23 protein-coding genes are annotated in these 26,354 nt (G+C 34.2%); 13 read left to right on the plus strand and 10 right to left on the minus strand.

Annotated elements, in window-relative coordinates:
- Positions 1 to 42 precede the first annotated feature (42 nt).
- From lpxB to surE, 3 genes are all read right to left on the minus strand, one after another.
- Entirely contained in the window at positions 43 to 1,155 is a 1,113-nt protein-coding gene (lpxB, locus tag OZP12_RS03875; RefSeq protein WP_281227735.1) for a lipid-A-disaccharide synthase, read from the minus strand.
- Between the two features lie 134 nt (positions 1,156 to 1,289).
- Positions 1,290 to 1,562, minus strand: coding sequence for a hypothetical protein (locus OZP12_RS03880; protein WP_281227736.1), 273 nt, complete (start codon positions 1,560 to 1,562; stop codon positions 1,290 to 1,292).
- Between the two features lie 27 nt (positions 1,563 to 1,589).
- Positions 1,590 to 2,366 carry a 5'/3'-nucleotidase SurE gene (gene surE / locus OZP12_RS03885; RefSeq protein WP_281227737.1) on the minus strand — a complete coding sequence of 259 codons (777 nt, stop codon included), beginning with the start codon at positions 2,364 to 2,366 and terminating at the stop codon, positions 1,590 to 1,592.
- A 308-nt stretch (positions 2,367 to 2,674) separates the two neighbouring features.
- Here surE and OZP12_RS03890 point away from each other — a divergent pair, with 308 nt between their 5' ends.
- The 4 genes from OZP12_RS03890 (at position 2,675) to OZP12_RS03905 (ending at position 7,495) form a co-directional block, all read left to right on the plus strand.
- Positions 2,675 to 4,846 (plus strand): carboxy terminal-processing peptidase, encoded by a 2,172-nt coding sequence (locus OZP12_RS03890; protein ID WP_281227738.1) that lies wholly within the window; start codon positions 2,675 to 2,677, stop codon positions 4,844 to 4,846.
- Positions 4,847 to 5,098: 252 nt separating this feature from the next.
- Complete coding sequence (locus OZP12_RS03895) at positions 5,099 to 5,713, plus strand: deoxynucleoside kinase (RefSeq protein ID WP_281227739.1); 615 nt, start codon at positions 5,099 to 5,101, stop codon at positions 5,711 to 5,713.
- 167 nt (positions 5,714 to 5,880) lie between these two features.
- Positions 5,881 to 6,276 (plus strand): hypothetical protein, encoded by a 396-nt coding sequence (locus OZP12_RS03900; RefSeq protein ID WP_281227740.1) that lies wholly within the window; start codon positions 5,881 to 5,883, stop codon positions 6,274 to 6,276.
- Between the two features lie 367 nt (positions 6,277 to 6,643).
- Positions 6,644 to 7,495, plus strand: a complete 852-nt coding sequence (locus tag OZP12_RS03905; protein ID WP_281227741.1) for a DUF4382 domain-containing protein — start codon at positions 6,644 to 6,646, stop codon at positions 7,493 to 7,495.
- 71 nt (positions 7,496 to 7,566) lie between these two features.
- On the opposite strand, the gene OZP12_RS03910 is transcribed toward OZP12_RS03905, so the two are convergent.
- From OZP12_RS03910 to OZP12_RS03930, 5 genes are all read right to left on the minus strand, one after another.
- Positions 7,567 to 10,140: a sodium-translocating pyrophosphatase gene (locus tag OZP12_RS03910; RefSeq protein ID WP_281227743.1), complete on the minus strand. Its 2,574-nt coding sequence runs from the start codon at positions 10,138 to 10,140 to the stop codon at positions 7,567 to 7,569.
- A gap of 110 nt (positions 10,141 to 10,250) precedes the next feature.
- Positions 10,251 to 10,778 carry an inorganic diphosphatase gene (locus tag OZP12_RS03915; RefSeq protein ID WP_432419516.1) on the minus strand — a complete coding sequence of 176 codons (528 nt, stop codon included), beginning with the start codon at positions 10,776 to 10,778 and terminating at the stop codon, positions 10,251 to 10,253.
- 245 nt (positions 10,779 to 11,023) lie between these two features.
- Entirely contained in the window at positions 11,024 to 11,623 is a 600-nt protein-coding gene (locus tag OZP12_RS03920; RefSeq protein WP_281227744.1) for a DNA-3-methyladenine glycosylase family protein, read from the minus strand.
- 155 nt (positions 11,624 to 11,778) lie between these two features.
- Positions 11,779 to 14,280 carry a DUF5686 and carboxypeptidase-like regulatory domain-containing protein gene (locus OZP12_RS03925; RefSeq protein ID WP_281227745.1) on the minus strand — a complete coding sequence of 834 codons (2,502 nt, stop codon included), beginning with the start codon at positions 14,278 to 14,280 and terminating at the stop codon, positions 11,779 to 11,781.
- 77 nt (positions 14,281 to 14,357) lie between these two features.
- On the minus strand, positions 14,358 to 15,335 hold the full coding sequence (locus OZP12_RS03930; protein WP_281227746.1) for a pyruvate dehydrogenase complex E1 component subunit beta: 978 nt from the start codon (positions 15,333 to 15,335) through the stop codon (positions 14,358 to 14,360).
- A gap of 567 nt (positions 15,336 to 15,902) precedes the next feature.
- On the opposite strand from OZP12_RS03930, the gene OZP12_RS03935 reads away from it, so the two are divergent.
- The 4 genes from OZP12_RS03935 to OZP12_RS03950 all read left to right on the plus strand — a co-directional run bounded on the left by OZP12_RS03935 (position 15,903) and on the right by OZP12_RS03950 (position 19,428).
- Positions 15,903 to 16,649: an electron transfer flavoprotein subunit beta/FixA family protein gene (locus OZP12_RS03935; protein WP_281227747.1), complete on the plus strand. Its 747-nt coding sequence runs from the start codon at positions 15,903 to 15,905 to the stop codon at positions 16,647 to 16,649.
- A gap of 99 nt (positions 16,650 to 16,748) precedes the next feature.
- Complete coding sequence (locus OZP12_RS03940) at positions 16,749 to 17,717, plus strand: electron transfer flavoprotein subunit alpha/FixB family protein (protein WP_281227748.1); 969 nt, start codon at positions 16,749 to 16,751, stop codon at positions 17,715 to 17,717.
- A 163-nt stretch (positions 17,718 to 17,880) separates the two neighbouring features.
- Positions 17,881 to 18,504, plus strand: coding sequence for a bifunctional nuclease family protein (locus OZP12_RS03945; RefSeq protein WP_281227749.1), 624 nt, complete (start codon positions 17,881 to 17,883; stop codon positions 18,502 to 18,504).
- A 72-nt stretch (positions 18,505 to 18,576) separates the two neighbouring features.
- On the plus strand, positions 18,577 to 19,428 hold the full coding sequence (locus tag OZP12_RS03950) for a thymidylate synthase (RefSeq protein ID WP_281227750.1): 852 nt from the start codon (positions 18,577 to 18,579) through the stop codon (positions 19,426 to 19,428).
- A gap of 34 nt (positions 19,429 to 19,462) precedes the next feature.
- On the opposite strand, the gene OZP12_RS03955 is transcribed toward OZP12_RS03950, so the two are convergent.
- The gene (locus OZP12_RS03955) at positions 19,463 to 19,759 is read right to left on the minus strand and encodes an isoamylase early set domain-containing protein (protein WP_281227751.1); all 297 of its coding nucleotides are present in this window, start codon (positions 19,757 to 19,759) and stop codon (positions 19,463 to 19,465) included.
- Positions 19,760 to 19,992: 233 nt separating this feature from the next.
- Here OZP12_RS03955 and OZP12_RS03960 point away from each other — a divergent pair, with 233 nt between their 5' ends.
- The 4 genes from OZP12_RS03960 (at position 19,993) to porT (ending at position 22,921) form a co-directional block, all read left to right on the plus strand.
- Positions 19,993 to 20,334 carry a 2TM domain-containing protein gene (locus OZP12_RS03960; RefSeq protein WP_281227752.1) on the plus strand — a complete coding sequence of 114 codons (342 nt, stop codon included), beginning with the start codon at positions 19,993 to 19,995 and terminating at the stop codon, positions 20,332 to 20,334.
- Positions 20,335 to 20,336: 2 nt separating this feature from the next.
- Positions 20,337 to 20,819, plus strand: coding sequence for a dihydrofolate reductase (locus OZP12_RS03965; protein ID WP_281227753.1), 483 nt, complete (start codon positions 20,337 to 20,339; stop codon positions 20,817 to 20,819).
- Between the two features lie 615 nt (positions 20,820 to 21,434).
- Positions 21,435 to 22,166 (plus strand): bifunctional demethylmenaquinone methyltransferase/2-methoxy-6-polyprenyl-1,4-benzoquinol methylase UbiE, encoded by a 732-nt coding sequence (ubiE, locus tag OZP12_RS03970; protein WP_281227754.1) that lies wholly within the window; start codon positions 21,435 to 21,437, stop codon positions 22,164 to 22,166.
- A 23-nt stretch (positions 22,167 to 22,189) separates the two neighbouring features.
- Entirely contained in the window at positions 22,190 to 22,921 is a 732-nt protein-coding gene (porT, locus tag OZP12_RS03975) for a type IX secretion/gliding motility protein PorT/SprT (RefSeq protein WP_281227755.1), read from the plus strand.
- 11 nt (positions 22,922 to 22,932) lie between these two features.
- On the opposite strand, the gene OZP12_RS03980 is transcribed toward porT, so the two are convergent.
- Positions 22,933 to 23,661, minus strand: a complete 729-nt coding sequence (locus OZP12_RS03980; protein WP_281227756.1) for a TrmH family RNA methyltransferase — start codon at positions 23,659 to 23,661, stop codon at positions 22,933 to 22,935.
- A 44-nt stretch (positions 23,662 to 23,705) separates the two neighbouring features.
- Here OZP12_RS03980 and tamL point away from each other — a divergent pair, with 44 nt between their 5' ends.
- Positions 23,706 to 26,330 carry a translocation and assembly module lipoprotein TamL gene (tamL, locus tag OZP12_RS03985; protein ID WP_281227757.1) on the plus strand — a complete coding sequence of 875 codons (2,625 nt, stop codon included), beginning with the start codon at positions 23,706 to 23,708 and terminating at the stop codon, positions 26,328 to 26,330.
- Positions 26,331 to 26,354: the final 24 nt, after the last annotated feature.

Genomic DNA, 26,354 nt, shown 5'->3' on the forward strand with positions numbered 1-26,354 from the left:
TTTATGATAAATTGGTTCCTTTTCTTTTAGGGTGGCATCAAACTACTTCAATGAATCAACAATTAAATGCGCCGTTTTTTTGCTGGCGCCAATTCCGCCCAATTTTTCTTCGAGCAAATCGTAGTTTTCAAGCAGTGTTTTGCGATAATTGGGTTCGAGGATTTTGGTCAATTCTTCACGGACGCGTTTGGTTGAACAATCGCCCTGAATCAATTCGGTTACGACTTCCCTGTCCATGATAAGGTTGACAAGCGATATGTATTTTAGCGTAATAATGCGTTTGGCAATTTGGTAGGAAGCCCAACTGCCTTTGTAACAAACCACTTCCGGAACTTTGAAAAGAGCCGTTTCTAGTGTCGCTGTTCCTGAAGTTACCAGTGCCGCGGTAGCATTGCGCAATAAGGCATAGGTTTTGTTCGAGACAAATTTTATGTTGTTGCTGGAAATGAATTGTGCATAAAATAAAAAGTCCTGGCTAGGTGCTCCGGCAATCACAAATTGATAATCGGGGAAATCCTTGACAACACTCAACATAACCGATAGCATTTTGCTAATTTCCTGTTTTCGGCTTCCGGGCAAAATGGCGATAATCGGTTTTTCGGACAATTGGTTTTCAGTCCTGAAAGCCTTAGTGTCAGTACTTGCTTGGCTGTGGATGGCATCAATCAATGGATGACCAACAAACTCAACAGGGAATTTATGTTTGACTTCGTAGAAATCTTTTTCGAAAGGCAAAATCACATACATTTTGTCAATGTCTTGCTTGATTGCCTTGATTCGGTTTTCTTTCCATGCCCAAATTTGTGGTGAAATGTAATAGTGGTTTTTATATCCAACTTCTTTGGCCCACTTGGCAATCCGCATGTTGAAACCGGGATAATCAATGTAAATAATTACGTCCGGATTGAATTGCGTGATGTCGTTTTTGCAGATTGTGATGTTGTTTAAAATGGTTTTCAGATTGAAAACAACCTCCACAAAACCCATAAAAGCCAAATCACGGTAGTGTTTTACCAAAGTTCCGCCTGCATTTTGCATCAAATCGCCACCCCAAAAACGGATGTCGGCCTGTGGGTCTTCTTCATAGAGCGCTTTCATCAAATTGGAACCGTGTAAATCTCCCGAAGCTTCTCCTGCAATAATGTAGTATTTCATTTTTTGTGAATTTTGGTAAACAAAGATAGATTAAAGTTTCTAAGATTCTAAGTTACAAAGTTGCTAAGATTTTTATAAGGCTTTTGGTTTTAAACTCAGAAACTTAGATTCTTAGCAACTTAACAACTTTGGTGTTATATAAACAATGTGGTAATGGTTAATGCTATAACTGCCAAAACTACGCCTCTCGCCATGAGTTCTTTATTCATTTTCAGTAAAATACCAAAGGCGATTAAATCCAGTATGGAACCCAGTGTAACAATTTTCCCGAGGTGGCCTTCGTTTTTCATGGATTGGATTCCGGTTATAAAATCGGTGTGAACAATAAGCGTAATGTAGAGAAACATTCCGAGGAAGCAACCTAAAATTCCAATTGCGAATCCAATAAGTAAGTCTGTTTTATTCATTTGAAGCTATTATTTAGGGATCAGGCACTAATTCCAATCTCTTTTGGTTAAGTTTTGTATAGCGTGATGTGCAGTCAGGTCAAATTGCACGGGCACAATGGAAATAAAACCATTTTTAAGCGCCCATTCATCAGTGTCTTCGCCTTTGTCTTCATTGACGAATTCTCCGCTAAGCCAGTAATAATCTTTTCCCTGCGGGGTTTGTCGCTTATCGAATTTTTCAGACCAAAGAGCATTCGCCTGACGGCAAATTTTGATTCCTTTAATTTCTTCCTCTTTTAATTTGGGAAAATTTACGTTCAAAATCACACCTTCGGGAAGTTTGTTTTTCAAGACTTCGAGAGTAATGGTTTTAACATAGGATTTGATTGGTTCAAAATCGGCGTTCCAATCATAATCCAGCAAAGAGAAACCAATAGCTTGAATACCTTCGATTCCGGCTTCGACAGCGGCACTCATCGTTCCGGAGTAAATTACATTGATAGATGAATTTGATCCATGGTTAATGCCCGAAACACAAAGGTCGGGTTTGCGTTTCAGAATTTCGTGAACGGCTATTTTCACACAATCTACGGGAGTTCCGGAACAGCTATATTCTAAAATAGTATCCGAGTCTTTAGAAATTTTATTAAGGTATAAAGTGTCATTTATAGTAATGGCGTGACCCATTGCGCTTTGAGGTTTGTCTGGAGCAACAATAATTACATCACCTATTGTCGCCATAATTTCGATCAATGCTCTTATGCCCGGAGCAGAAACTCCATCGTCATTTGTAATTAGTATTAAAGGCCTTTCATTTTTCATATATGTAAAAGTTATTTGTCATAGGTCACATATGGTATCGCCTTTTATTTATTTGTGTTTGTTTGCAACAAACCTTTTGTTTCTGGCGATTTCATTTGAGAATTGTTAAAAAATATATATTTATTGAAAAAAAACGAGTTTACGAACAAATGTAGTAACACAAAATCTTATATTGCGAACAAATAAAATATATTTTTTGGATTTAATTTTTGAAACCTGAGAAATCTATTTTATACCTTTAACAAAAAATTATGTAGTACTCTAGGGGGCTGGCATAGTTTTTAATGTAACTTAGATTAAAAAAATTGATGAAACCTATTATTAGCTTTATGAAAAGGAATTATAAAATACTGATAGCGGTAGTATGCCTCTCGGCAACTTTGTTTGCCTTTAATATAAAATCAAAGAATTCTGTAGATCCTGAAAAAGACAAACTGCTTCTGGAGTTATTAACGTATGTGATTGAGAAAGGACATTATAACCCGGCGGTTATTGATGACAATTTTTCAAAAGGTGTTTATAAAGATTACATTGCAGCTTTGGATCCATCCAAACGTTTCTTCTTGCAGTCGGATATCAATGAGTTTTCCAAATTCGAATTGGAAATAGACAATCAATTAAACGACAGAGATTTGACTTTTTTCAATCTTACTTATGATCGTTTGATGCTTCGTATGGAAGAAAGCAAAAAAGTATACAAAGATATTTTGTCCAAACCGTTTGACTACACGGTTGACGAGGAATTTAATGTTGATTACGAAAAAGCTCCGTATGTTAAGAACAGTACAGAATTAAAAGAGAGATGGAGAAAACAAATTAAATTATCTACTCTTTCTTCTTTTACTGACAAGAAAAAAATGGAAGAGGACAAGAAAGCAAAAGATCCTAATTACGTAGTGAAAACGGATGCTGAACTTGAAGCTGAGACAAGAGATAGCTCTTTGAATTCATTGAACGAGTCATTTGGTTTAATGAATGATTTGAAAAGAGACGATTGGTTTACATTGTACATCAACTCTATCATGTCTCGTTTTGATCCACACACTACTTATTTTGCTCCAGAAGAAAAAGAAAGATTTGATGTGAGCATGAGCGGTAAATTAGAAGGTATCGGAGCTAGGTTACAAAAGAAAAATGACTATACTGAAATTTCAGAATTAATATCAGGTGGACCAGCTTGGAGAGGAAAACAATTAGAAGCTGGAGACTTAGTGATGAAAGTGGCGCAAGGAAATGGTGTTCCTGTGGATGTAGTAGGAATGCGTTTAGATGATGTGGTTAAGAAAATCAAAGGACCAAAAGGATCTGAAGTTCGTCTTACAGTAAAAAAAGTGGATGGAACTATTCAGGTGATTTCTATCATTCGTGATATTGTTGAGATTGAAGAAACTTATGCAAAATCAAGTGTGGTTGACAAGAACGGTGTGAAATATGGAGTTATTTATTTGCCTAAATTTTATATCGATTTTGAAAATAAAGATGGAAGAGATGCTGGTAAAGACATTGCTCTTGAAGTAGATCGTTTGAAAAAAGCAGGAGTAAAAGGTATTGCTCTTGATGTACGTGATGATGGTGGAGGATCTTTATCAACGGTTGTTGATATTGCAGGGTTATTTATTGAGCAAGGGCCAATCGTTCAGATAAAATCTGCCGGTAAGAAAAAAGAAATCCTGTATGATACTGACAAAAAAATTGAATGGGATGGACCACTGGTAATTATGGTAAATGAATTTTCGGCTTCTGCATCAGAGATTTTGGCAGCCGCAATCCAAGACTATAAGAGAGGAATCATCATTGGTAGTAAACAAACTTATGGAAAAGGAACTGTTCAAAATGTGATCGACTTAAATCAATTTGTACGAAATAATTCTTCAGGTGATTTAGGCGCATTGAAAACAACTACGCAGAAATTTTATAGAATTAATGGGGGTTCAACTCAATTAGAAGGAGTAAGTAGTGATGTAGTTATGCCGGATCGTTACTCTTATTTGAAAATGGGAGAGCGTGATGAAGAAAACGCTATGCCATGGGATAAAATCGATGCTGCTCCTTATTCAGTTTGGACTAATACTTCAAAATTTGATCAAGCGATTGCTAACAGTAAAAAAAGAATTGAAAATAATATTCAATTTAAACTGATTGAAGAAAATGCCAAATGGATTGATAGTAGAAGCAACGAAAACACATATAGTCTAAATTTGGATAAATTTAAAGTTGCTCAAAATGAAATTGAGCAAACAGCCAAAAAGTTTAAACCAATTGTGGATTATAAAAATAATTTGAAATTTACATCATTGCCATATGAACTAGAAGGATTTGCTAAAGATCCAGTCTTAAAGGAAAAAAGAGACAGATGGCATGAAAGTTTGGCAAAAGATATTTATGTTGAAGAAGCTTTAAATATTCTAGAGGATTTACAGCCAAAAACAGTTTTAAAACCTGGTATTGTTGAAGCTAAAAAAAAGATAGTTAAAACATAATAGCTAATAAGTTAAAAAGGAAAAGAGGTTATTCTAATGTGAATAGCCTCTTTTTTTTTGGATGGTCAAAAGAAAATTTAATAAACGATTGTTTGTTTGGATAGTAAGAACTATCGGAATGTTATGTCAAACAGATGCTTTGGTTAAATGTAAGTAATATTTGAAAATGGTTGTTAAATGCTGTTGCAAAAAGTAAATTTTATCTATTTTTACATTTTGGAAATATATAAAATTTAAAATCGCAATACGGTAATGCACATAGCAATAGCAGGAAACATAGGTTCAGGAAAAACAACATTGACCCGTTTGTTGTCAAAACATTTTAAATGGGAGCCTCATTTTGAAGAAGTAGTTGATAATCCTTATTTGGATGATTTTTACCATCAAATGGAACGTTGGTCGTTTAATTTGCAAATTTATTTCCTCAATAGTCGTTTTCGCCAAATTATGCAATTCCGTGAAAGTGGCAAAAAAATAATTCAGGATAGGACTATTTATGAAGATGCCCATATTTTTGCTCCCAATCTCTATGCAATGGGCTTAATGACGCAACGTGACTATGAAAATTATTCTTCCCTTTTTGAATTGATGGAGTCGTTTGTGAAATCACCGGATTTGTTGATCTATTTAAGAAGTTCTATTCCTAATTTGGTTGGTCAAATTCATAAGCGTGGCCGTGAATACGAAAACACTATCTCTATTGATTACTTAAGCCGCCTTAACGAACGCTATGAAGCTTGGGTTCACACTTATAACAAAGGAAAAATATTGATTATTGATGTGGATAAAATCAATTTTGTTGATAATCCCGAAGATTTAGGAAACATCATCAATCGTATTGATGCTGAATTAAATGGGTTGTTTTAAAAATCAAATCCTTATTTGAAAAGTCCTTTGGTTTTATTTTATATCTTTGTATGTCAGTGTTTTGTATTTTGAAAGCGTTGGTGTTTTGTTTCCGAATTTTATCATAATTACTGAATCTACTCTAAATTTTTTGGTTTTTCTGAATTATTAACTAAATCTAGAAAGCCATGAAAAAGGATTACTTTAAAAGAAAATTTACTTGCATACTTTTAAGCTTTCTGTTAGTTCTTCAAAGTAGTTGTGTAGCTTACAAAAGTTCTACATCAACTTTAGATGAGGCAGTTGCTTCAAATTGCAGAGTTCTAGTAGTTAAAACAGATGAAACAAAACTTAAACTTCTTAAAATTGAAAAAATTGATGGGGCGTATTATGGAACTTTAAAAACATCAAAAGGGATTGATGTAATAAAATTAAATGAAAGTGATTTAAAAAGGATAAACCTTAAGGATAAAACCGCATCAACTTGGGGGACTATTGGAATCGTTGTAGGTTCGTTGGGAATTGTATTCGCAATCATTGCTGGTCTTTCAGTTCAAAGTTTTGATGTTGGGTCAGGATATTGATTTTTAAAATATCAAAAGATAGTATAATAAATAATGCCTCATAACTATGAGGCATTATTTATTATAAGCTATTTAGATTTTTACTATTTACAAGATATTAATTGTTACTATTTTGGTAAATTAATAAGAATAATGGGTTAATATTTAAAAGGGGTAAAAAAACAGTTAAATAATTTTAATTGCTTCATAATTTTTGTGTAAATGTCTTTATTTTAAATAGTTGCATTGTGTTTTGTTTGAAAAAAATATCAGATTTCTCTTGTGGTTTATGTTAAAATTTGTTTTAACATAAAATAAAACAGTTTGAACGGCCGTTTTTACTTAATGCATTTTAGAACCCAAATCTTTAATTAAAAACACAGAAATTATGAAGAAATTTAGATTACAAACCCTGGGAATTTTCACATTGGCAATTATGAGCTTGTCTCTTTTTAGTTGTGATGGAAATGACAGCACAGATAAAAGTCAGGAAACATCTCGACTTATGGTGAAAATGGTAGATGCTCCCGGTGATTATGACCAAGTTAATGTCGAAGTACTTGACGTAATGGTTAAAAGCAGCTCTGATTCTGGTGACAATGGCTGGATAAGTATTGGTGATAAAACCCAAGTAGGGGAAGGAAAGATTTATGATTTGTTAAAATTAACCGGGGGAACCAATATTATGTTGACAGACAGTTTAATTCCTTCTGGTAGTTTGGGACAAATTCGATTAGTTCTTGGAGATGAAAATACAGTTGTTGTAGATGGAAAATCTTTTAATTTGACAACACCAAGTGCTCAACAATCAGGATTGAAATTGCAGGTTAATCAGACTTTGACAGCAGGAACGACTTATGAATTCCTTTTGGATTTTGATGTAAATAAATCTATTGTTACAACAGGTAATTCGAGTTATATTTTAAAACCGGTTATTAGAGTATCAACAAAAGAAGCTTCAGGTATAATCAAAGGAGTCGTGAGTCCAGCAGTTGATTATCAGGTTTTGGCATCTGTTCAACAAGGAGAGCAAGTTTTTTCCGCATTTGTTAAAATAGATGACAAAGATGGTGATACAACTGATGGAGACGGAGCTTTCCAAATAAATGGAATTCCATCTGGGACTTATACGTTGACTTTAACTCCTGATCCACTTTCAGGAAAAGCACCTATAACAATTGCTAATGTAGTTGTTGTGAATGGACAAACCACTGATGTAGGAAACGTTACTTTTCCGTAAAGGTTAAAAAAAGTAGACATAAAAATGCCCCGAATTTCGGGGCGTTTTTTTATTCTGATTAAATCGGAATCTTATTTTAAAGCTTCTACTTTTGCTTTTACTTCATCAAGTGTGCCTTCAAAAACTTGAACATTTTCATTTCCATTTTCAGAAGTTGTCACAGTAGCCGTCGCATTTCCGTCTTTTTTTATGATTTGGACTTTCACTTCTTTTTTAGACATTTTGGAACAACATGCTTTGCCTTTTGGTTCAACAAATTTTCCGTTTTTGTCATAATGAGATAAGCACATTTCTTTTTGCTCAGGAGTACATTTTAGACTATCGCACATTTTTGCGCATTCTTCTTTTGTCATTTTAGCACATTTAGCCATGTTGCATTTACCCATCATCATTGCTCCTTCGGCCATAGAGCATTGTTTCATTATGATTTCTTTCTTTTCACAAGAACTTTGAGTATTCATGGTACTGCTTTCGTTTCCTAAAATTGGAGCCATAACCAAACCGATCAAACAAGTCAATTTGATTAAAATATTCATTGATGGCCCCGAAGTGTCTTTGAAAGGATCTCCAACGGTATCACCAGTAACCGCGGCTTTATGAGCATCTGATCCTTTGTAAGTCATCTCTTCATTAATCATAACTCCTGCCTCAAATGATTTTTTAGCGTTGTCCCAAGCACCACCGGCATTGTTTTGGAAAACTGCCCAAAGTACTCCGGATACAGTAACTCCAGCCATATAGCCTCCCAGCATTTCGGCAATTAATTGATTGTTGTCTCCGTAAACTAATTTACCAACGAGTAAAATTGCAATTGGGAAACCAATTGTCAAAATACCAGGTAACATCATTTCCCTCAAAGCGGCTTTGGTTGAAATATCAACACATTTGGCATATTCCGGTTTGCCGTTTCCTTCCATAATTCCAGGAATTTCTTTGAACTGTCTACGTACTTCGTACACCATATCCATTGCGGCTTTCCCTACAGAATTCATCGCTAATGCTGAGAAAACAACAGGTATCATTCCTCCAATGAATAGCATTGCTAAAACAGGTGCTTTGAAAATATTGATTCCGTCAATTCCAGTGAAAGTAACATAAGCAGCAAACAAAGCCAAAGAAGTCAATGCCGCAGAAGCAATCGCAAATCCTTTTCCTGTTGCAGCGGTTGTATTTCCAACTGAGTCCAAAATATCGGTTCTTGTACGAACTTCTTTTGGTAATTCACTCATTTCGGCAATTCCACCGGCATTGTCAGATATTGGCCCGAATGCATCGATTGCCAATTGCATTGCAGTTGTCGCCATCATTGCAGAGGCAGCTAACGCCACTCCGTAAAATCCTGCTAAAGCATAGGAAACCCATATAGCGATTCCAAACAATAAAACGGTTGGGAAAGTTGAAATCATTCCCGTTGCCAATCCTGCAATTACATTTGTTGCCGATCCAGTACTCGATTTTTGAACAATCGCCATTACTGGTTTTGTGCCTAATCCAGTGTAATATTCGGTTACTGATGAAATGGCTCCACCAACAATTAAACCGATTAGTGTGGCATAAAATACGTACATAGACGAAATCTCTTTTGTGCCTTCACCGAAGAAAGTCATTTTAATCGTTTGGGGAAGCATATATTGGACCAAGAAAAAGCACGCAATTGCTGTTAAAATAATAGCAACCCAGTTTCCTATATTTAATGCTTTTTGAACTTGTGCTTCCTTAGCGTTTTCGTCAGTGATTTTAACCAACATAGTGCCGACTATTGAGAATAAAATTCCAAAACCGGCAATCGCCATAGGTAATAGAATAGGACCAATTCCTCCAAATGCATCCTGAATAGATCCGCCCATATCTTTAATCACATAATTTCCAAGAACCATGGCGGCCAAAACTGTCGCCACATATGAACCAAATAAATCGGCACCCATACCTGCAACATCACCTACATTGTCACCCACGTTATCAGCAATAGTTGCAGGATTTCGAGGGTCGTCTTCCGGAATACCAGCTTCAACTTTACCAACTAAATCAGCGCCGACATCGGCCGCTTTAGTGTAAATTCCACCACCTACACGAGCAAATAGAGCAATTGATTCGGCACCCAAAGAAAAACCGGCCAATGTTTCCAAAACTACTGTCATATCTTCGGTAGAGGTCCATTGTCCTTTCATGAATATCTGAAAGAAAATAATAAAAAAAGAAGTTAAGCCTAAAACAGCCAAACCGGCTACACCTAATCCCATTACGGTTCCACCTCCAAAAGAAACTTTTAAAGCTTGTGGTAAACTGGTACGTGCGGCCTGAGTAGTTCTTACATTGGTTTTGGTTGCGATTTTCATCCCCATATTTCCGGCTAATGCCGAGAAAAAGGCTCCGCATACAAATGCAACAATTATTAAAATATTGGTTTTTACCCCAGGAATAAAAGTAATCCCTGCCAATACAACGCTTGCAACGATTACAAAGACAGCCATTAATCTGTATTCTGCTTTTAAGAAGGCTAAAGCTCCTTCATATATGTGATCTGATATCTCTTTCATTTTTCCGTCTCCGGAATCTTGTTTTAATACCCACGATCTTTTGACGACCATAAAAATTAGTCCTACTAATGCCATAAAAATTGGCACATAAATCATAATTGAATTCATAAAAATATCCTCATTATATTAATAAAAAAATGTTATCGAAAGCAATTTAAACAAAAAAAGCAATACCCAATGTTGAGTATTGCTTTTTTTGCAAAAAAATAAAGGAAAAATTATTTAATGCTAAATAATCCTTTTGGTTTGTTTTCAATTTTATTAAAACGTTCGGTACATTCATCGATGATTGTGTAAGCCTCATCCAAATTACCCCAACCTTCTACGTCTACTTTTTTGTTTTCAAGGTCTTTATAAACTTGGAAAAAATGCTCGATTTCTTTCAATAAGTGAGGATTAACATCTGAAAGGTTTTCTAATGAATTCCAAATTGGATCGGAAACCGGTACACAGATAATTTTTTCGTCTGGTCCTTTGTCATCAGCCATGTGGAAAACACCGATAGGTTTCACCTGCATTACACAACCCGGGAAAGTAGGTTCGTTAATCAATACCAAAACATCCAAAGGGTCACCATCCAAAGCCAAAGTTTCAGGAATGAAACCGTAATCTGCAGGGTACATCATGGATGAAAATAGCATTCTGTCAAAACGCATTCTTTTTATCTCAAAATCGTATTCGTATTTATTTCTACTTCCTCTTGGTATCTCAATTAATACGTCAAAAGTTTTTAATTTTTCTGTCATTATTCTTTGTTTTTTGTTTTTTTTAGATTGTTTTTTAGAGATCGCAAATGTAATCAAACTATACTTTTTTGCAACAAAAAAAGCAATATAATCCTGATGTGTTTTAGGGAATTAACCTTAAAATCAAGCTTAAAACACAATTGTTTCAAAATAAATGCTAAAGAAAGTTTATAAACGTCTTTCGTTTGTTGTTTTATTGTCCTAAAATTGATGCTAATGGGATATATGCTAGTTGATTTATTATGTTAGTACACAATTGTTCTGTTGCGTTTTTTTAGGTAATAGTGCCAAAGCAAAAATGTGGCATAAGAGCGGTAGGGACTCCATTGCTGGGCATGGATTTCCATTTCTTGCTTATCATGAATATCCAGTAATTCTTTAATTGTATTGATAACTGCTATGTCACCCAATGGAATCAAATCGGGTTCCTGAAGGCAAAACATAAGGTAAATATCGATGGTCCAATTTCCGATTCCTTTTAGTTTGATTAATTCGTCTCGAACTTGTTGTGCCGATTTTGTGGCTAGGCTTTCAATGTCTAGTTCTTTGTTGAGAACTGTTTGGGCTAATATTTTTATGTAATTGGTTTTCTGGCGGCTAACACCCAAAGTTCTGAATTCTTCGTCGGGGAGAATGGAAAGTGTTTCGGGAATGCAGGTTGTATGGGCTTTGATTTTCAGAAATGTTGCTTTCGCCGAATCTATTGAAACTTGCTGTTCCAAAATCAACAATACTAAAGTTTCAAATCCTTGAGGCCTTCTTGGAATTGCAGGCATTCCATAAGTTTCTATGATCTGTTTAAAGATGGGATCTTTTTGTAAAAGATAATCGAAAGCTTGTTGCATGGTCGTATTTTTTAGCCCGGATAGAAATGAAAAGCCTTATGAAAAAAACAGCTAATTTTTTGTTGAAGTAAAAAAGCGACTATAAGAAGCTCTTTTTACTTTTTACAAAAATAGCTGTTTTTGAGTAAGCTTGTAATGGAGAGCCGGATTAGCTTCTAAAAATAGAATCCGAAAGATCCTTTTACGGCAAATCTATTGATGTTTGGCATGTCAAGATAACTGCCTCTCCATGATAAATCAAGGCGGAATACCTTGAAGATATTTCCAATTCCGGCATTGTATTCCCAATATACATTCTCTGGAGCTACATAATTTAGGCCTGAAGCATTTATGGCTTTGTTGGCATCTGAAATGGTTCCGTAAGCGGCTTTCACACCTATAAATTCCCTCCAATTAAGTTTTCGTAAAAATGGAACTCTTGCAAAAAATCTTCCGTTGAAATCGTGGGTCCATTGAGCAGTAGCATATTTATCGGTTACAAATTCATAGTAATTAAGATTACTGAATGTGTTTTCGATAGTGAAAAAAGTCTGGTTACCGGGAACAATGCTCAGAAGCCCAAGCGGAACAGTTCCATAAGTTTTTCCGAGTTCCAATATTACATCAGAGCGGCCGAGCGGCCCGATAATAATTGGCTGTTTGTAATAAAGTTCAATTTTTTTATAATTAAAATCACTGTTGATGATTCCTTTGTAACCTTGGCTGTAGTTGACAAATAGGGTAGAGTATGGCGCGTTGGCGATACTTCTTTCAACTCCATAAGCAATTGTTCTCCTGTTTGGTGTCCACTCTGCCTGAATGTTAAATTCAGATTGTGTAGTGTTGCTTTTTACAACGCCCGCCGGATTTTCGGCTGATGGTAAAGTAGTGTAATAATTCAGACTGAAAACAGGCGAAGCCGATTCCAGTGTTTTATAAGTTACGCCCGTTTGAAACGTTAGATTTTTTACTGGTTCTATTGCAATATAGGCATTGGTTAAACCTACATTGGTTAATTTTCCGTTGGAACCCGTCGTAAAAAAAGCCGAAGAGCCGTAACTCCTTGATAAAATGTCATTGGATATTGTCAAACTGGCTCCCAATTGTTCAATATCACGCCTGTTTCCGGCAGAAATAATGACTCTGTTCTTTTTGTCAATCATCCATTTTCCGGCAAAACCATATTTAAATTTGTCATCTCTTGCACCATAAGCGGTAAAAGCTTGTACACGCCAGGTATCGTTGGGGCCAAAGTAAGTTCGACCTCCGATTTGAGTCCTGAAACCTTCGACTTCGTTGTATCCGAAAGTAGAAAAAATGGGGCCAAAATCAAACCAGTTGTGATTAATGTAGCCGCTGGCGAGCACCGTGACCAGATTGGTAAGCCGTTTGAATGCGGGGACGGTTTTGAGCGTATCAAGCATTTTGTAAACACCTTTTTCGTCTTTGGATAGTTTTTCAAAGCGGTTTTCCTCCCAGTATTCGTCACTCTTTTTATATACTTCGTTATCAACAAAATTTACTTCTTCTTTGTAAAATTTCGCAGGTTTTTCAATATTGAATTTGTGATTTTGGAAATAAGTGGTTCGTTTGCCGTAAACACCTTTTGATTTTTCTTTTTTGTTTAAAGCAAAATCAGACATTAGGTAGTCTTTTGTCAACAGGAAAATAGAATCGTTCAGTACATCAAATTCTTGTTCGACATAAATATCTTTTACCCAGTTGATGTTGGCACTTTTGGTAACTGCCATATTTATTTTTTTTATGGCAAATGTGGTATCGTTAACCCAAAAATCGCCCTTAAAAGTGAGTTCATTTTTTCGTCTTGGGTAAAAAACAATGTTGTAGCACCATTTTTTGTCTATAAAAGTACTGTCTCTCAATACATAATTATAGGTGTCAATTCCTGTTGTGGAAAGCGGACTGGTAAAGGTCTTATGAAATAAATTGATATAATTGTTGTAAATATTATAATCGACATATAAATCTTTTATGAACGACAAAATTTGCTGATTCCCTTCGTAACCTGAGGTTTTATTTGCTTTTACAATTTCTTTGGTTTTAGGGATTCTGTTGTCGCCATATACATCAGAAAGAGCTTCGTTTATGAAAATAGGTAAATACGTTTTTCCTGTAACTTTTGAAGTGTCCACATGGTCAAAGATGAATTCCATGCCTTTGAAAAGTTTATTTTTTCTATAAGCACTGTCAATTGAATTAATGTCGAATTCAACCTTTTCATATTTTTCCATTTGGTATTGGTTGAATTTATACAGACCATTTTTGCGCTTTTTCGCCCAAATTTTTCTCAGGATTACTAGGGCAGGGTTGTCCTTTTTTGAAGTTTTGCCGGTATAAATAACCACTTCTTTCAAGGTTTCCTGATCTTTCAATTCAATGGTGAAATTATAATTAACCGATTTGGTTAGAGTAATTTCTTTTTCAGAAAAGCCCACAGAACTTACTACTAAAGTCTGGTAATTGTTTGGAGATTCTAAATAAAATCGTCCGTCTTCGTTGGTTACAGTGCCTGTACTGCTGCCTTTAAAAACAATATTGGCAAAAGGTACAGGTTGTTTGGATTTGTCAATAACAATACCACTCACTTTTGTTTGAGCAAAAATTTGGGATGATGCCGCAAATAAAAATAAGACGATTATTAATAATATTTTCTTCATGATATATAAAAAAAGCTTCATCAAAGTAGGATTGATGAAGCTTTTAAACGGTTATATTCGATTATTAGTATAAATTACTACTTATACAAAACTTTCTTAACAGCTTTTACAACGTCAGCAGCATTTGGCAACCATTCTTTCAATAAAACTGGAGAATATGGTGCAGGAGTGTCAGCAGTTGTAATACGTTGAATTGGAGCGTCCAAGAAATCAAAAGCTTGTTCCTGAACGATATAAGTAATTTCAGAAGAGATACTTGCAAATGGCCAAGCTTCTTCAAGAATAACTAATCTATTTGTTTTTCTAACCGAAGTTAAAATTGCTTCTTTGTCCATTGGACGAACAGTTCTCAAGTCAATAATTTCACAAGAGATACCTTCTTTTGCTAATTCATCAGCAGCGATATAAGCTTCTTTGATGATTTTTCCGAAAGAAACGATAGTAACATCTGTCCCTTCACGTTTAACATCGGCAACTCCAAGAGGAATAGTGTACTCACCATCTGGCACTTCACCTTTGTCTCCGTACATTTGCTCAGACTCCATGAAAATAACTGGATCGTTGTCACGGATAGCCGATTTTAATAAACCTTTAGCATCGTAAACATTTGATGGAACTACAACTTTAAGTCCTGGAGTGTTAGCAAACCAGTTTTCAATAGCTTGAGAGTGAGTTGCTCCTAATTGTCCTGCAGAAGCAGTTGGTCCACGGAAAACGATTGGCACGTTAAATTGTCCACCGGTCATTTGACGAATTTTCGCAGCGTTATTTATAATTTGGTCAATTCCAACCAAACAGAAGTTGAAAGTCATATATTCTACTATCGGGCGACATCCGTTCATTGCAGATCCTACAGCGATTCCAGTAAAACCAAGCTCAGCAATTGGAGTATCGATTACTCTTTTTTCACCAAATTCAGCAAGCATTCCTTTAGATGCTTTGTAGGCACCATTGTACTCAGCAACCTCTTCACCCATTAAGTATATGGACTCATCTCGGCGCATTTCTTCGCTCATCGCTTCACAAATGGCCTCTCTAAATTGTATCGTTCTCATATTGTTATAGTCTGTGTGTAATTTTTTGAATGGCAAAAATAATTATTTTAAATTACTTAAAGGCATAAAATTCCTTAAAATAACAAGGTTTTAAGGTATTGTTTTTTTTAAGTGTTATTTCTGCTAATTCCTTTTTTTTAAAATGAATCAAAATCATAAAGTTCCTTTAGTTGTTTTGTTATTTGAGATTTTTTTTATTTTTTTGGAGCAGAAGCATTTGCTTTTTTAGGGAGTTATCTCCGCTTTTTGCTGCACGCATGTGATAGCGAACTGACGGAGTAATCTTTTTAGCTGAACCCCAGTTCACAAGGATTTTTACGGCACACGAGCGGAGCGAACTGACGAAGTAATCGGGGCTAAAAAACAACATTCTATTCCCCTAGAAAGTTTCTAAAAAAGAATATCTGTAGGCCTATCTTTTTTAGTTATCCCCAATAAAAAATTATTATTTACTTCTGATTTACGAAATCGTAATAGTTGTTGATAATATATTATGCATGCATAATATATTATTCAATTTATTATTTTAAATTTGTCAGGAAAAAAATAGAATTTAAATATATAATTATGAAAATATTAGTTTGCATCAGCCACGTTCCTGATACTACTTCAAAAATCAACTTCACTAACGGAGATGCTGAATTTGATACCAATGGGGTTCAATATGTAATTAATCCAAATGACGAATTTGGGCTTACTCGAGGCCTTTGGTTTCAAGAGCAACAAGGAGCTACGGTTACCGTAGTGAATGTTGGAGGAGCAGACACAGAACCTACTTTGAGAAAAGCGTTGGCAATTGGTGCCAATGAAGCCATTCGTGTAAATGCAAACCCTGCTGATGGATTTTTTGTTGCTAAACAATTGGCTGAAGTAATCAAAAATGGTGGTTACGATGTTGTAATTGCCGGTAAAGAATCGTTGGATTATAATGGTGGGATGGTTCCTGGTATGATTGCAGGTATTTTAGGATATAACTTTGTGAACTCTTGTATTGGTATCACAATTGATGGTTCTAATGTAACTGCTGTACGTGAAATAGATGGAGGTAAAGAAACGGTAAACACTTCATTACCGATTATCATAGGAACTCAAAAAGGTATTGTGGAAGAAAAAGATTTACGTATCCCAAACATGAGAGGTATCATGACTGCAAGAACCAAAGCATTAACAATTCTTGAGCCAGTTGATGTTGCTGTAAATTCCAAAGTGGTAAAATTTGAAAAACCGGCTCCAAAATCGGCAGTGAAATTGGTTTCTGCAGATAACTTGGATGAATTAGTCAATTTATTACACAACGAAGCTAAAGTTATTTAAGATTGCAGATTAACGATTTTTGATTGCTGATGTAAAAAAATCGAAAATTGTTCTTAAAAATCTGAAATCATAAGTTTAAAATCTAAAATCACAAATCCTATGTCAATATTAATATATGCAGAATCTGCAGAAGGAAAATTTAAGAAAGTAGCATTAGAATTAGCTTCTTATGCAAAAAAAGTAGCCGAATCATTAGGGACAACTGTAACGGCTGTGACTGTAAATGCAGCAAATGTTTCGGAATTGTCAAAATACGGAGTTGATAAAGTTTTAAAAGTAAGCAATGATAAATTAGCTGGGTTTAATGCTAAAGCCTATGCTGATGTTATCAAACAAGCGGCGCAGAAAGAAGCGGCCAAAGTAATTTTATTGTCCTCAACAACGGACAGTATTTACATGGCTCCATTAGTTGCTGTGGCATTAGAGGCTGGTTATGCTTCAAATGTTGTTGGTTTGCCGGTAAGTACTTCTCCTTTTCAAGTAAAAAGAACGGCTTTTTCAAACAAAGCTTTCAATATAACAGAAATCAATACCGATGTGAAAATATTGGCTCTTGCTAAAAACACTTATGGTATTTTTGAAAATGCATCTTCATTGACAGAAGAAGATTTTAACCCAACAATTGACGATGCTGATTTTGGTGTAAAAGTTGCTTCTGTTGAAAAAAGCTCCGGTAAAGTTTCAATCGCCGATGCTGATATTGTAGTTTCTGGAGGACGCGGTCTTAAAGGGCCTGAAAACTGGGGAATGCTTGAAGAATTGGCAAGTGTACTTGGAGCGGCAACAGCTTGTTCAAAACCGGTTTCTGATTTAGGATGGAGACCTCACGCAGAGCACGTGGGTCAAACAGGAAAGCCTGTAGCTACCAATTTGTATATTGCTATTGGTATTTCTGGGGCTATCCAACACATCGCTGGTATTAACTCTTCGAAAGTTAAAGTGGTAATCAACAGTGATCCCGAAGCTCCTTTCTTTAAAGTTGCAGATTATGGAGTGGTAGGTGATGCATTTGAAATTTTACCACAATTAACAGCCAAATTGAAAGCTTTCAAAGAGCAACATTCTTAAGATTTAATATCTCTTTATAATTAAGCTACCTAGAAGTAAGATAATTGTATCTTTGTATTGGGTAGCTTTTTTGTTCCATATATTTTGATTAAAATTGCACTAAATTTAAAACAAGGAAAAAGACACAATTAATAGAGTACTTGGTACTTCCCATTATATCAACATGAGCTTAGTTAAATTATCTATAAAAGGAATTTCGTACAGTCAAACCCAAAACGGTGCTTATGCATTAATCTTAAATGAGGTTGATGGAGAACGCAAACTACCTATTGTTATTGGGGCGTTTGAAGCTCAGTCTATTGCAATTGCTTTGGAGAAAGAAATTAAGCCTCCTCGTCCTTTGACACATGATTTATTCAAGAATTTTGCAGAGCGTTTTGATATTGTTGTCAAGCAAGTCATTATCCATAAATTGGTTGATGGTGTTTTTTATTCCAGCATTATTTGCGAAAGAGATAAAATCGAAGAAATAATTGATGCAAGAACTTCAGATGCTATTGCATTGGCGATTCGATTTAATGCGCCGATTTTTACCTATAAAAATATTTTGGACAAAGCAGGTATTTATTTAAAGGCAAATCCTCTTGAAACAGATACTCCAAATGAAATGGATGATATTTTGTCCAATCCTGAAACTTTTGGAAATGCTGAAAGCAATGAATCAGGCAGTACTTATTCTAATCATACTTTACAGGAATTAAACGAATTACTGGAACAGGCTGTGGAGCATGAAGATTATGAAAAAGCGGCTAAAATTCGTGATGAGATTTCTAAAAGGGAATCATAATATTAAATAGTTTAATTGGTGGTTATGCCAATTGGAGGATAAATGATTAAAGAGTGTAACGATTAAGTACAAATGAAACAATATCTAGACTTAGTAAAACACGTTTTAGAAAACGGAAATCAAAAGGGGGATAGAACCGGAACTGGAACAAAAAGTGTTTTTGGTTATCAAATGCGATTTGATTTATCGGAAGGTTTTCCAATGGTGACTACCAAAAAATTACACCTAAAATCTATTATTTATGAATTGCTTTGGTTTTTGAAAGGAGATACTAATATCAAATATCTTCAAGAAAACGGAGTGAAAATATGGGATGCCTGGGCAGATAGTAACGGGGATTTAGGGCCTGTCTATGGACACCAATGGCGTAATTGGAACAGTGAAGAAATCGATCAGATTAGTGAGCTTATCACTGAATTAAAAACAAATCCAAACAGCCGAAGAATGCTGGTTTCGGCTTGGAATCCATCAGTATTGCCGGATACTACAAAGTCATTTGAGGAAAATGTAGCCAATAATAAAGCTGCACTGCCTCCTTGTCACGCTTTTTTCCAGTTTTATGTTGCTTCGCCAGATGAATCCAAAGGAGAAACGAAAGGAAAGCTTTCCTGCCAATTGTATCAACGTAGTGCCGATATCTTTTTGGGAGTTCCTTTTAATATTGCTTCCTATGCATTGTTAACAATGATGATTGCACAAGTTTGTGATCTTGAAGTAGGTGAATTTATCCATACTTTTGGAGATGCACATATTTACAACAATCATTTTGAGCAACTCGAGTTACAACTTACTCGCGAGCCAAAACCATTGCCAAAAATGATTTTAAATCCTAACATAAAAAACATCTTCGATTTTGATTATGATGATTTTACGCTAGAAGGATATGAGCCACATGCCTTAATTAAAGGAAGTGTAGCTGTCTAAATAAAAAATCCGCCTTTGAGCGGATTTTTTATTGTTATATAGCTAATACACTATTTTCGGTTCCTGCAAAATCATTCCATTTGAATGAATCAGCTTCGGGCTCGTTTACATAAGCTCCATCGATAAGATATTTGAACTCATATTCTGAATCTTTAGCTAAATCGAAAGTTCCTTTAAAAGTTCCGTTTTTTAATTTGCTTAAAGCTCCTTCTTCTACTTTCCAATCATTAAAATCACCAATTACAGATACTTCATTAGCCTCTTTTGCTTCTACCGAAAAAGTAACTTTGCAAACTGGCTTAGTTTTTATAAATTGTTTTTTTATTGACATAACTGTTTCATTTTTAAAGTTATAACAAAGTAAGTAAAATATTTTGATGTTTTAACAAACTGCTTCATTTTTAGCACAATAGCAAAAAAACATCCTCTTTTCTATTTTAATAAAAAAATTGAATCGTTTTAATTTTAATTTGAAAAAAAGAAAACGATTTCTCATTAAATAATCAATATCTAAAAAGGAAGATTTTTAAAAAATAATTTTATCTTTATGAGAAAAATTAGACTATGGAAAAAGAATTTCACGAGCAATATGAGTATGCCAGAAATCGCATAAAGCAAAAGAAAAGATTATATTACCATTTTGTTTTTTTTGTGTTGGCAAGTATTTTTTTGATTACTGCGGCATATTTTTTTAATACTGGATTAGATATATATTGGTGTATTTGGGGAATTACTTTGTGGTTATTTGTTTTTGTATTGCATTTTATAAAAGTGTTTATAACTGATCGATTTATGAATAAAAATTGGGAAAGAGACCAAATAGAAAGATTGGTAAGCCAACAACAAAAAAGAATAGAGAAATTGAAATCCAAAATAGAAGAAACAAATCCTAAACTAGACTCTTAATTATGATTATAATGATTGCTGCTGTGGCAGAAAACAATGCGCTAGGTAAAAATAATGAGTTGGTTTGGCATCTTCCTAACGATTTTAAAAGATTCAAAGCCCTTACGACTGGGCATCATATTATTATGGGGAGGAAAACATTTGAAAGTTTTCCAAAGCCACTTCCTAATAGAACTCATGTTGTAGTAACGAGAAACAAGGATTATAATCCAGGAGGTTGTATAGTTGTAGATAGTATTGAAAAAGCGATAGCTGTTTGTCCTGAAAACGAAACTACTTATATAATAGGAGGAGGAGAAATATACAATTTAGGACTCCCATTTGCAGATCAGCTTGAAATTACAAAGGTGCATCATAGTTTTGATGCTGATGCATTTTTTCCAGAAATTAATTCTGACGAATGGAAGGAAATTCAAACCGAATTTAATCCGATAGATGATAAACATCAATATGCATTTACTTATCAAACCTTTGTGAAAATCTAAAACGGTATTTTAAATTAACATTTGTGTAAAAAATAAAAAAGCATCCAAGTTTAGGATGCTTTTTTTAATGATCAGCGGGAATAACCTATTCTTGTACTAAGATTTGATAACATAATATACAAATCACAAATATTAATATTACCCCAGAAAATAAGATAATATAATTTGATAATTTTTGAGAGTACAACTCAAAAAAGCCTTTAGTACCAAATACCACAAAGGTACTAAAGGCAAAGAAAATTAAAATTTCCAAAAACAAATTTAATCCTAAGAACGTATTTTGCGCTTTCAAAATAATACAGCCATTACTGACTGTACTTTCAAAAAAGAATACAAGAACAAATGAGATAAATAGCGCAAGAAGCATCCATTTGATTTGGGTCATTAGTTCCCGTCTAATCATTAAAAAGAATATTTAAATTTTAAAGTACAAACTTCAGTAATAAAAACAGTTTCCGCAATACCCACTTTTAGTGATATTTCAATTATTTTTCATTTTAAAATAGTATATTGTAGGTTATTTGCTTCAAATTAATTATTTGATAAAATACTATCGAAAGCTAAAAACACATTTATAGTTTATTCAGTTTGTTTATATTTGTACAAATTAAAAAAATGCCAAAAGAAATTACACCTTATAAAGACTCCTCACTTAGTAAAAAAGAACAGGTAGCCAAAATGTTCGATAATATTTCCGGGAACTATGATAACCTTAACCGAGTTATATCGTTTGGTGTCGATGTTAAATGGAGAAAGAAAGTATTGCAATTAGTTAGCAAAACCAATCCTGGAAATGTTTTGGATATTGCAACTGGTACGGGAGATTTAGCAATTTTGATGGCTCAAACGAAGGCTAAAAGAATTGTTGGTTTGGACATTTCGGAAGGGATGCTCGAAATAGGAAAGATTAAAATAGAAGAAAAAAATCTGTCTCAAACTATTGAAATGGTTTTGGGAGATTCAGAAAATATACCTTTTGAAGATAATTTTTTTGATGCAATAACTGTAGCATTTGGAGTTCGAAATTTTGAACATTTGGAAAAAGGATTGTCTGAAATTTTGAGAGTTTTAAAACCGGGTGGGATTTTTGTTGTTTTGGAAACATCCGTACCTGAAAAAACACCTTATAAACAAGGATATAATTTTTACAGCAAAAATATCTTACCTTTGATAGGGAAGCTATTCTCAAAAGACAATGTTGCTTATGGCTATTTATCCGAATCAGCGGCTTCTTTTCCTTACGGAGAAGCGTTCAACAATATTTTGAGAAAAACTGGGTTTATAAATGTGGAAGCAATGCCACAAACTTTTGGAGTTGCAACCATTTACTCAGCTTCTAAAAAATAATACTGAAAACATTCGGCTCAAGTATGAAAAAAATAATCGTATTAATCCTATTGAGTATTGCCATAAAAGTAACTGCACAAAATTCGAACAGCATTTTCAGTAAGGATCCTATTATTAATCTGGAAAATTGGCAAAAGAAACGACTTTACTTTGGTTTCTATTTAGGATTTAACTCTTATGATTTCAAGATTGATTATAAAAAAATGGAGACCGATCCAAGGTATTCATCAGATATTCAAGTGGATAACGCCGTTGGGTTCAATGTTGGATTGGTGACCAATTTGCGATTGATGGAATATTTGGATTTGCGTTTTGAGCCAGGTCTTTATTATGGGAGCAGAACGTTGAAATATCCTCCAACAGTTGGTTTTGACAGCCCTAGCGATGCTATCAGAGAGATAAACAGTACTTATATTAATTTTCCGTTATTGCTGAAATTCTCATCTCTTCGAACTGGTAATGTTCGTCCTTATTTGTTAGGTGGAGTGTCGGCAAATTTAAATTTGTCCAGTAATTCAAAATCTTTGGACGATAATTATGAAGAACGATTTAGGGTAAAATCTTGGACTACTAATTATGAGATAGGTTTCGGGATTGATATTTTTTCAGAGTACTTTATATTCTCTCCTTCTATAAGAGGACAATTTGGAATTAATGATGAATTAATCCGCGATAATAACCCAAACAGTCCTTGGACAGGTAATATTGAATCGCTTAAATCAAGAGGTTTTTTAATTAATTTTACTTTTCATTAAGCCGCCTAGCTTTAATTTTGTCGTCTAAATTCGCTTAGGATAATGGCTGTAGCCGTAGCGACATTAAGGCTCTCGGTTATTTGAGTATTTCCAAATCGAGGGATAGTGAGTCTTTTGTTAATAAGTTTTTCAATATTTTCAGAAATCCCATTGGCTTCATTACCCATAACGATAATGCCTTCTTGTGGTAAAGTTGTTTTGTAAATGTTTTCACTGTCCATAAAAGTTCCAAAAACGGGTAATTCGGTTTGTTTGATGAAAGTTTCTAAATCAACATAATTTACATTTACTCTTGCAATAGACCCCATGGTAGCTTGAACGACTTTTGGATTATAAATGTCAACCGTTTCTTTTGAACATATCAATTGCTGAATTCCAAACCAGTCGCAAAGGCGAAGAATTGTACCCAAATTTCCCGGATCACGGATGGAGTCGAGAGCGATGATTAATCCGGATTCAATGATTTTTTGTTCCAAAGGGATTCTGAATACCGCCAAACAAGTATTTGGTGTGGATAAAGCGCTAATTTTATTTAATTCATTTTCTGAAATAACGCTTCTTTTATTTGAGGCTACATCATTAAAATCATCTTTGGTTGTGTAAAGATGTTCTAATTCAAAATTTGATTTTACTAATTCTTGAATTACTTTTATGCCTTCGGCAAAAAACAATTGGTTGGCAAAACGATGTTTTTTTTGTTGTAAACTTGATATAAGCTTTATTTGGTTTTTACTAAGCATAAAAAAATGTACTTTTGATAAATATTCTATAATAAGAGCCCTACATGAATAATTCTTTTTCTTCTTTTAAAATAAAAATGCGGTTTGCTGGAAATTTTGGGCAATCCATTTTTTTTGAAAAGAAAAGGAGCTTTGCAAAAATATCATTATTTATCCTAATTAGTATTCTTTTGTATGCTTGTAATGCAGAAAAGAGAGTTCCTGCCAAACAACAACTTCTTGTTAAGAATGAAATCTTCGAAAACGGTAAACTGCTAAAGAACCAAACTATATACGACCAATTGTACCAACAGCCCAATAGTTCGATGCTAGGATTTAGGCCAATGTTGAATATTTACAATTGGGCCAACCCAAATCCTGATTCGAGTTTTAATGCCAAATATTATAACAATAAAAGGAAATACGATAGGGAGGTCAAATGGCTTTCGGCAAAACAGGTCGAAGGGCTTCGTAAATCTTTTTGGTATTTGGGGATTCATAATTTTTTGAAAGAAACTGGAGAAGCTCCCGTAATTGTTGATACTGTAAAGGCAAGTAAGTCGTTGATAAGGCTTAAAAGTTATTATTTTAACAAAGGTTACTTTGATGTAGCGGCAACCTTTAAAAGGGATTCTTTGGCTCCAAAAAGAGCACAATTAAAATATAATTTAACTACTGGTAATCCTTATTTTATTGATTCGTTAAGAACGGATATCCAAACTCCAGCTTTGGACTCCATTTATAAGACAACAAAGTCGTTAATTGTACCCGGGAAACAATATAAAACCGAGGATTTTGAAAGTGAAAAAAATAGAATAACCACTCTCTTTAGAAATAGTGGAGCTTTTCGTTTTCAGGCAAATTATATAAATTTTGATATTGACACTATTGGTAAGAAAAACAAAGCCAGTGTAATATTAAATGTTGGGAATTATTCTTATCAGGAGAACGACTCAACAAAGACAGAGCCTTTTAAATTGTATAAAATTAGTGATATAAAAATCTATACTGATTATAAAGCGGAGCGACATGATTTGGCTATTAAAGACAGTGTTTCCTATAATAATATGAATTTGTATGGATATGGAAAAATTAAGTACACTCCTCATGCTATAACAGATGCCGTTTTTCTTTCTAAAGGAGCATATTTTAATGATACTAAAACAGTTTTGACAACCAGGTATTTGAATAATTTGAAGATATTTAATTATCCGACAATTCAATATGTGGTCGATAAGCAGGATACATTAGCAGAATCTCTGATTGCAAAAATTTATCTGACTCCCAAAAAAAAATACAGTTTAACTTATGATTTGAATGCGACTCATTCGAATATTGAGGATTTTGGGATCGCTGGAAGTATTACCGAAACAATCCGGAATGTTTTTAATGGTGCCGAGACTTTGGAGCTTTCGGCCAGAGGAAATATAGGAGCTTCGAACGATGTAGCAATTCCAAATGATAGTTTTTTTAATGTTTCAGAATATGGTTTTGATGCCAAATTGAATTTTCCGCGAATTCTTTTCCCTGTTAAAACGGAAAAAGTAATTCCGAAGAGTATGATTCCTTCCACCGTGGTTAGTTTGGGACTTTCAAAGCAAACCAATATTGGATTGGATAAAGAAAATTTTACTGGATCTTTTTCTTATAATTGGACTCCAAAAGTCAAGACGAATACTAGATTTGATTTTTTAAACTTTCAGTATGTTCGTAATTTGAATCCTGAAAATTATTTTCACATTTATACCAGCTCTTATGATGCCTTAAACGATATTGGAAAAAATCATAATACAAATCCTGAATATGTTGATGGAAATAAAAATTTGATTATTGAAAGCGGAACATCAGGTTTTACAAAAGATGTTTTAACTTTAAAAACAGATTTGAAGCAGGAAGATCAGGAGTATCAGGATGTAAGCAATATAGAACAACAAAGAATAAGGCTTACAGATAATGACTTTATTTTGGCAACCAGTTTCAGTTTTACCAAAACGAGTAAGAAGGATGAATTTGATAATAATTTTTATACTTTCAGAACCAAAATTGAATCGGCCGGGACGATGTTGTCTTTGATTTCAAATGTTGCTAACCTTCCGAAAAACGCTAATGGAAATTATGAAATTTTCAATTTGGAATATTCGGAGTATATAAAAACAGAATTTGATTTTATTAAACACTGGAATGTAAATAAAGCCAATGTTTTTGCTATGAGGGCTTTCTTTGGTATTGCCATTCCTTATGGAAATTCTAATTCTATTCCATTTACGAAGAGTTACTACGCTGGAGGTGCTAACGATAACAGAGGATGGCAAGCATATAATTTAGGTCCCGGTAGTAGTTCGTTTTCCAATGATTTTAACGAAGCCAATATGAAAATTGCAATCAGTGGAGAATACCGATTTCTGATTACAGGAAAATGGAATGGCGCCCTTTTTGCAGATGCAGGGAATATTTGGAATGTTTTTGATGCAGTTAAGTATGAGCCGGCTCAGTTCAATTCAATAGAAGATTTAAAAGAAATAGCTTTAGGTACAGGATTTGGTATTCGATACGATTTAGGTTTCTTTGCAGTCAGATTGGATTTAGGGTTTAAAACTTACAATCCAGCCTTAGAAATGGACAAAAGATGGTTTACTCAATATAATTTTGCAAATTCTGTGTTTAATTTTGGTATCAATTACCCTTTCTAAGTGCTAATTAATTCTTATTTTTGC

Origin of the sequence: Flavobacterium aquiphilum (assembly GCF_027111335.1) — a bacterium.
In the GTDB taxonomy this organism is placed as follows: domain Bacteria; phylum Bacteroidota; class Bacteroidia; order Flavobacteriales; family Flavobacteriaceae; genus Flavobacterium; species Flavobacterium aquiphilum.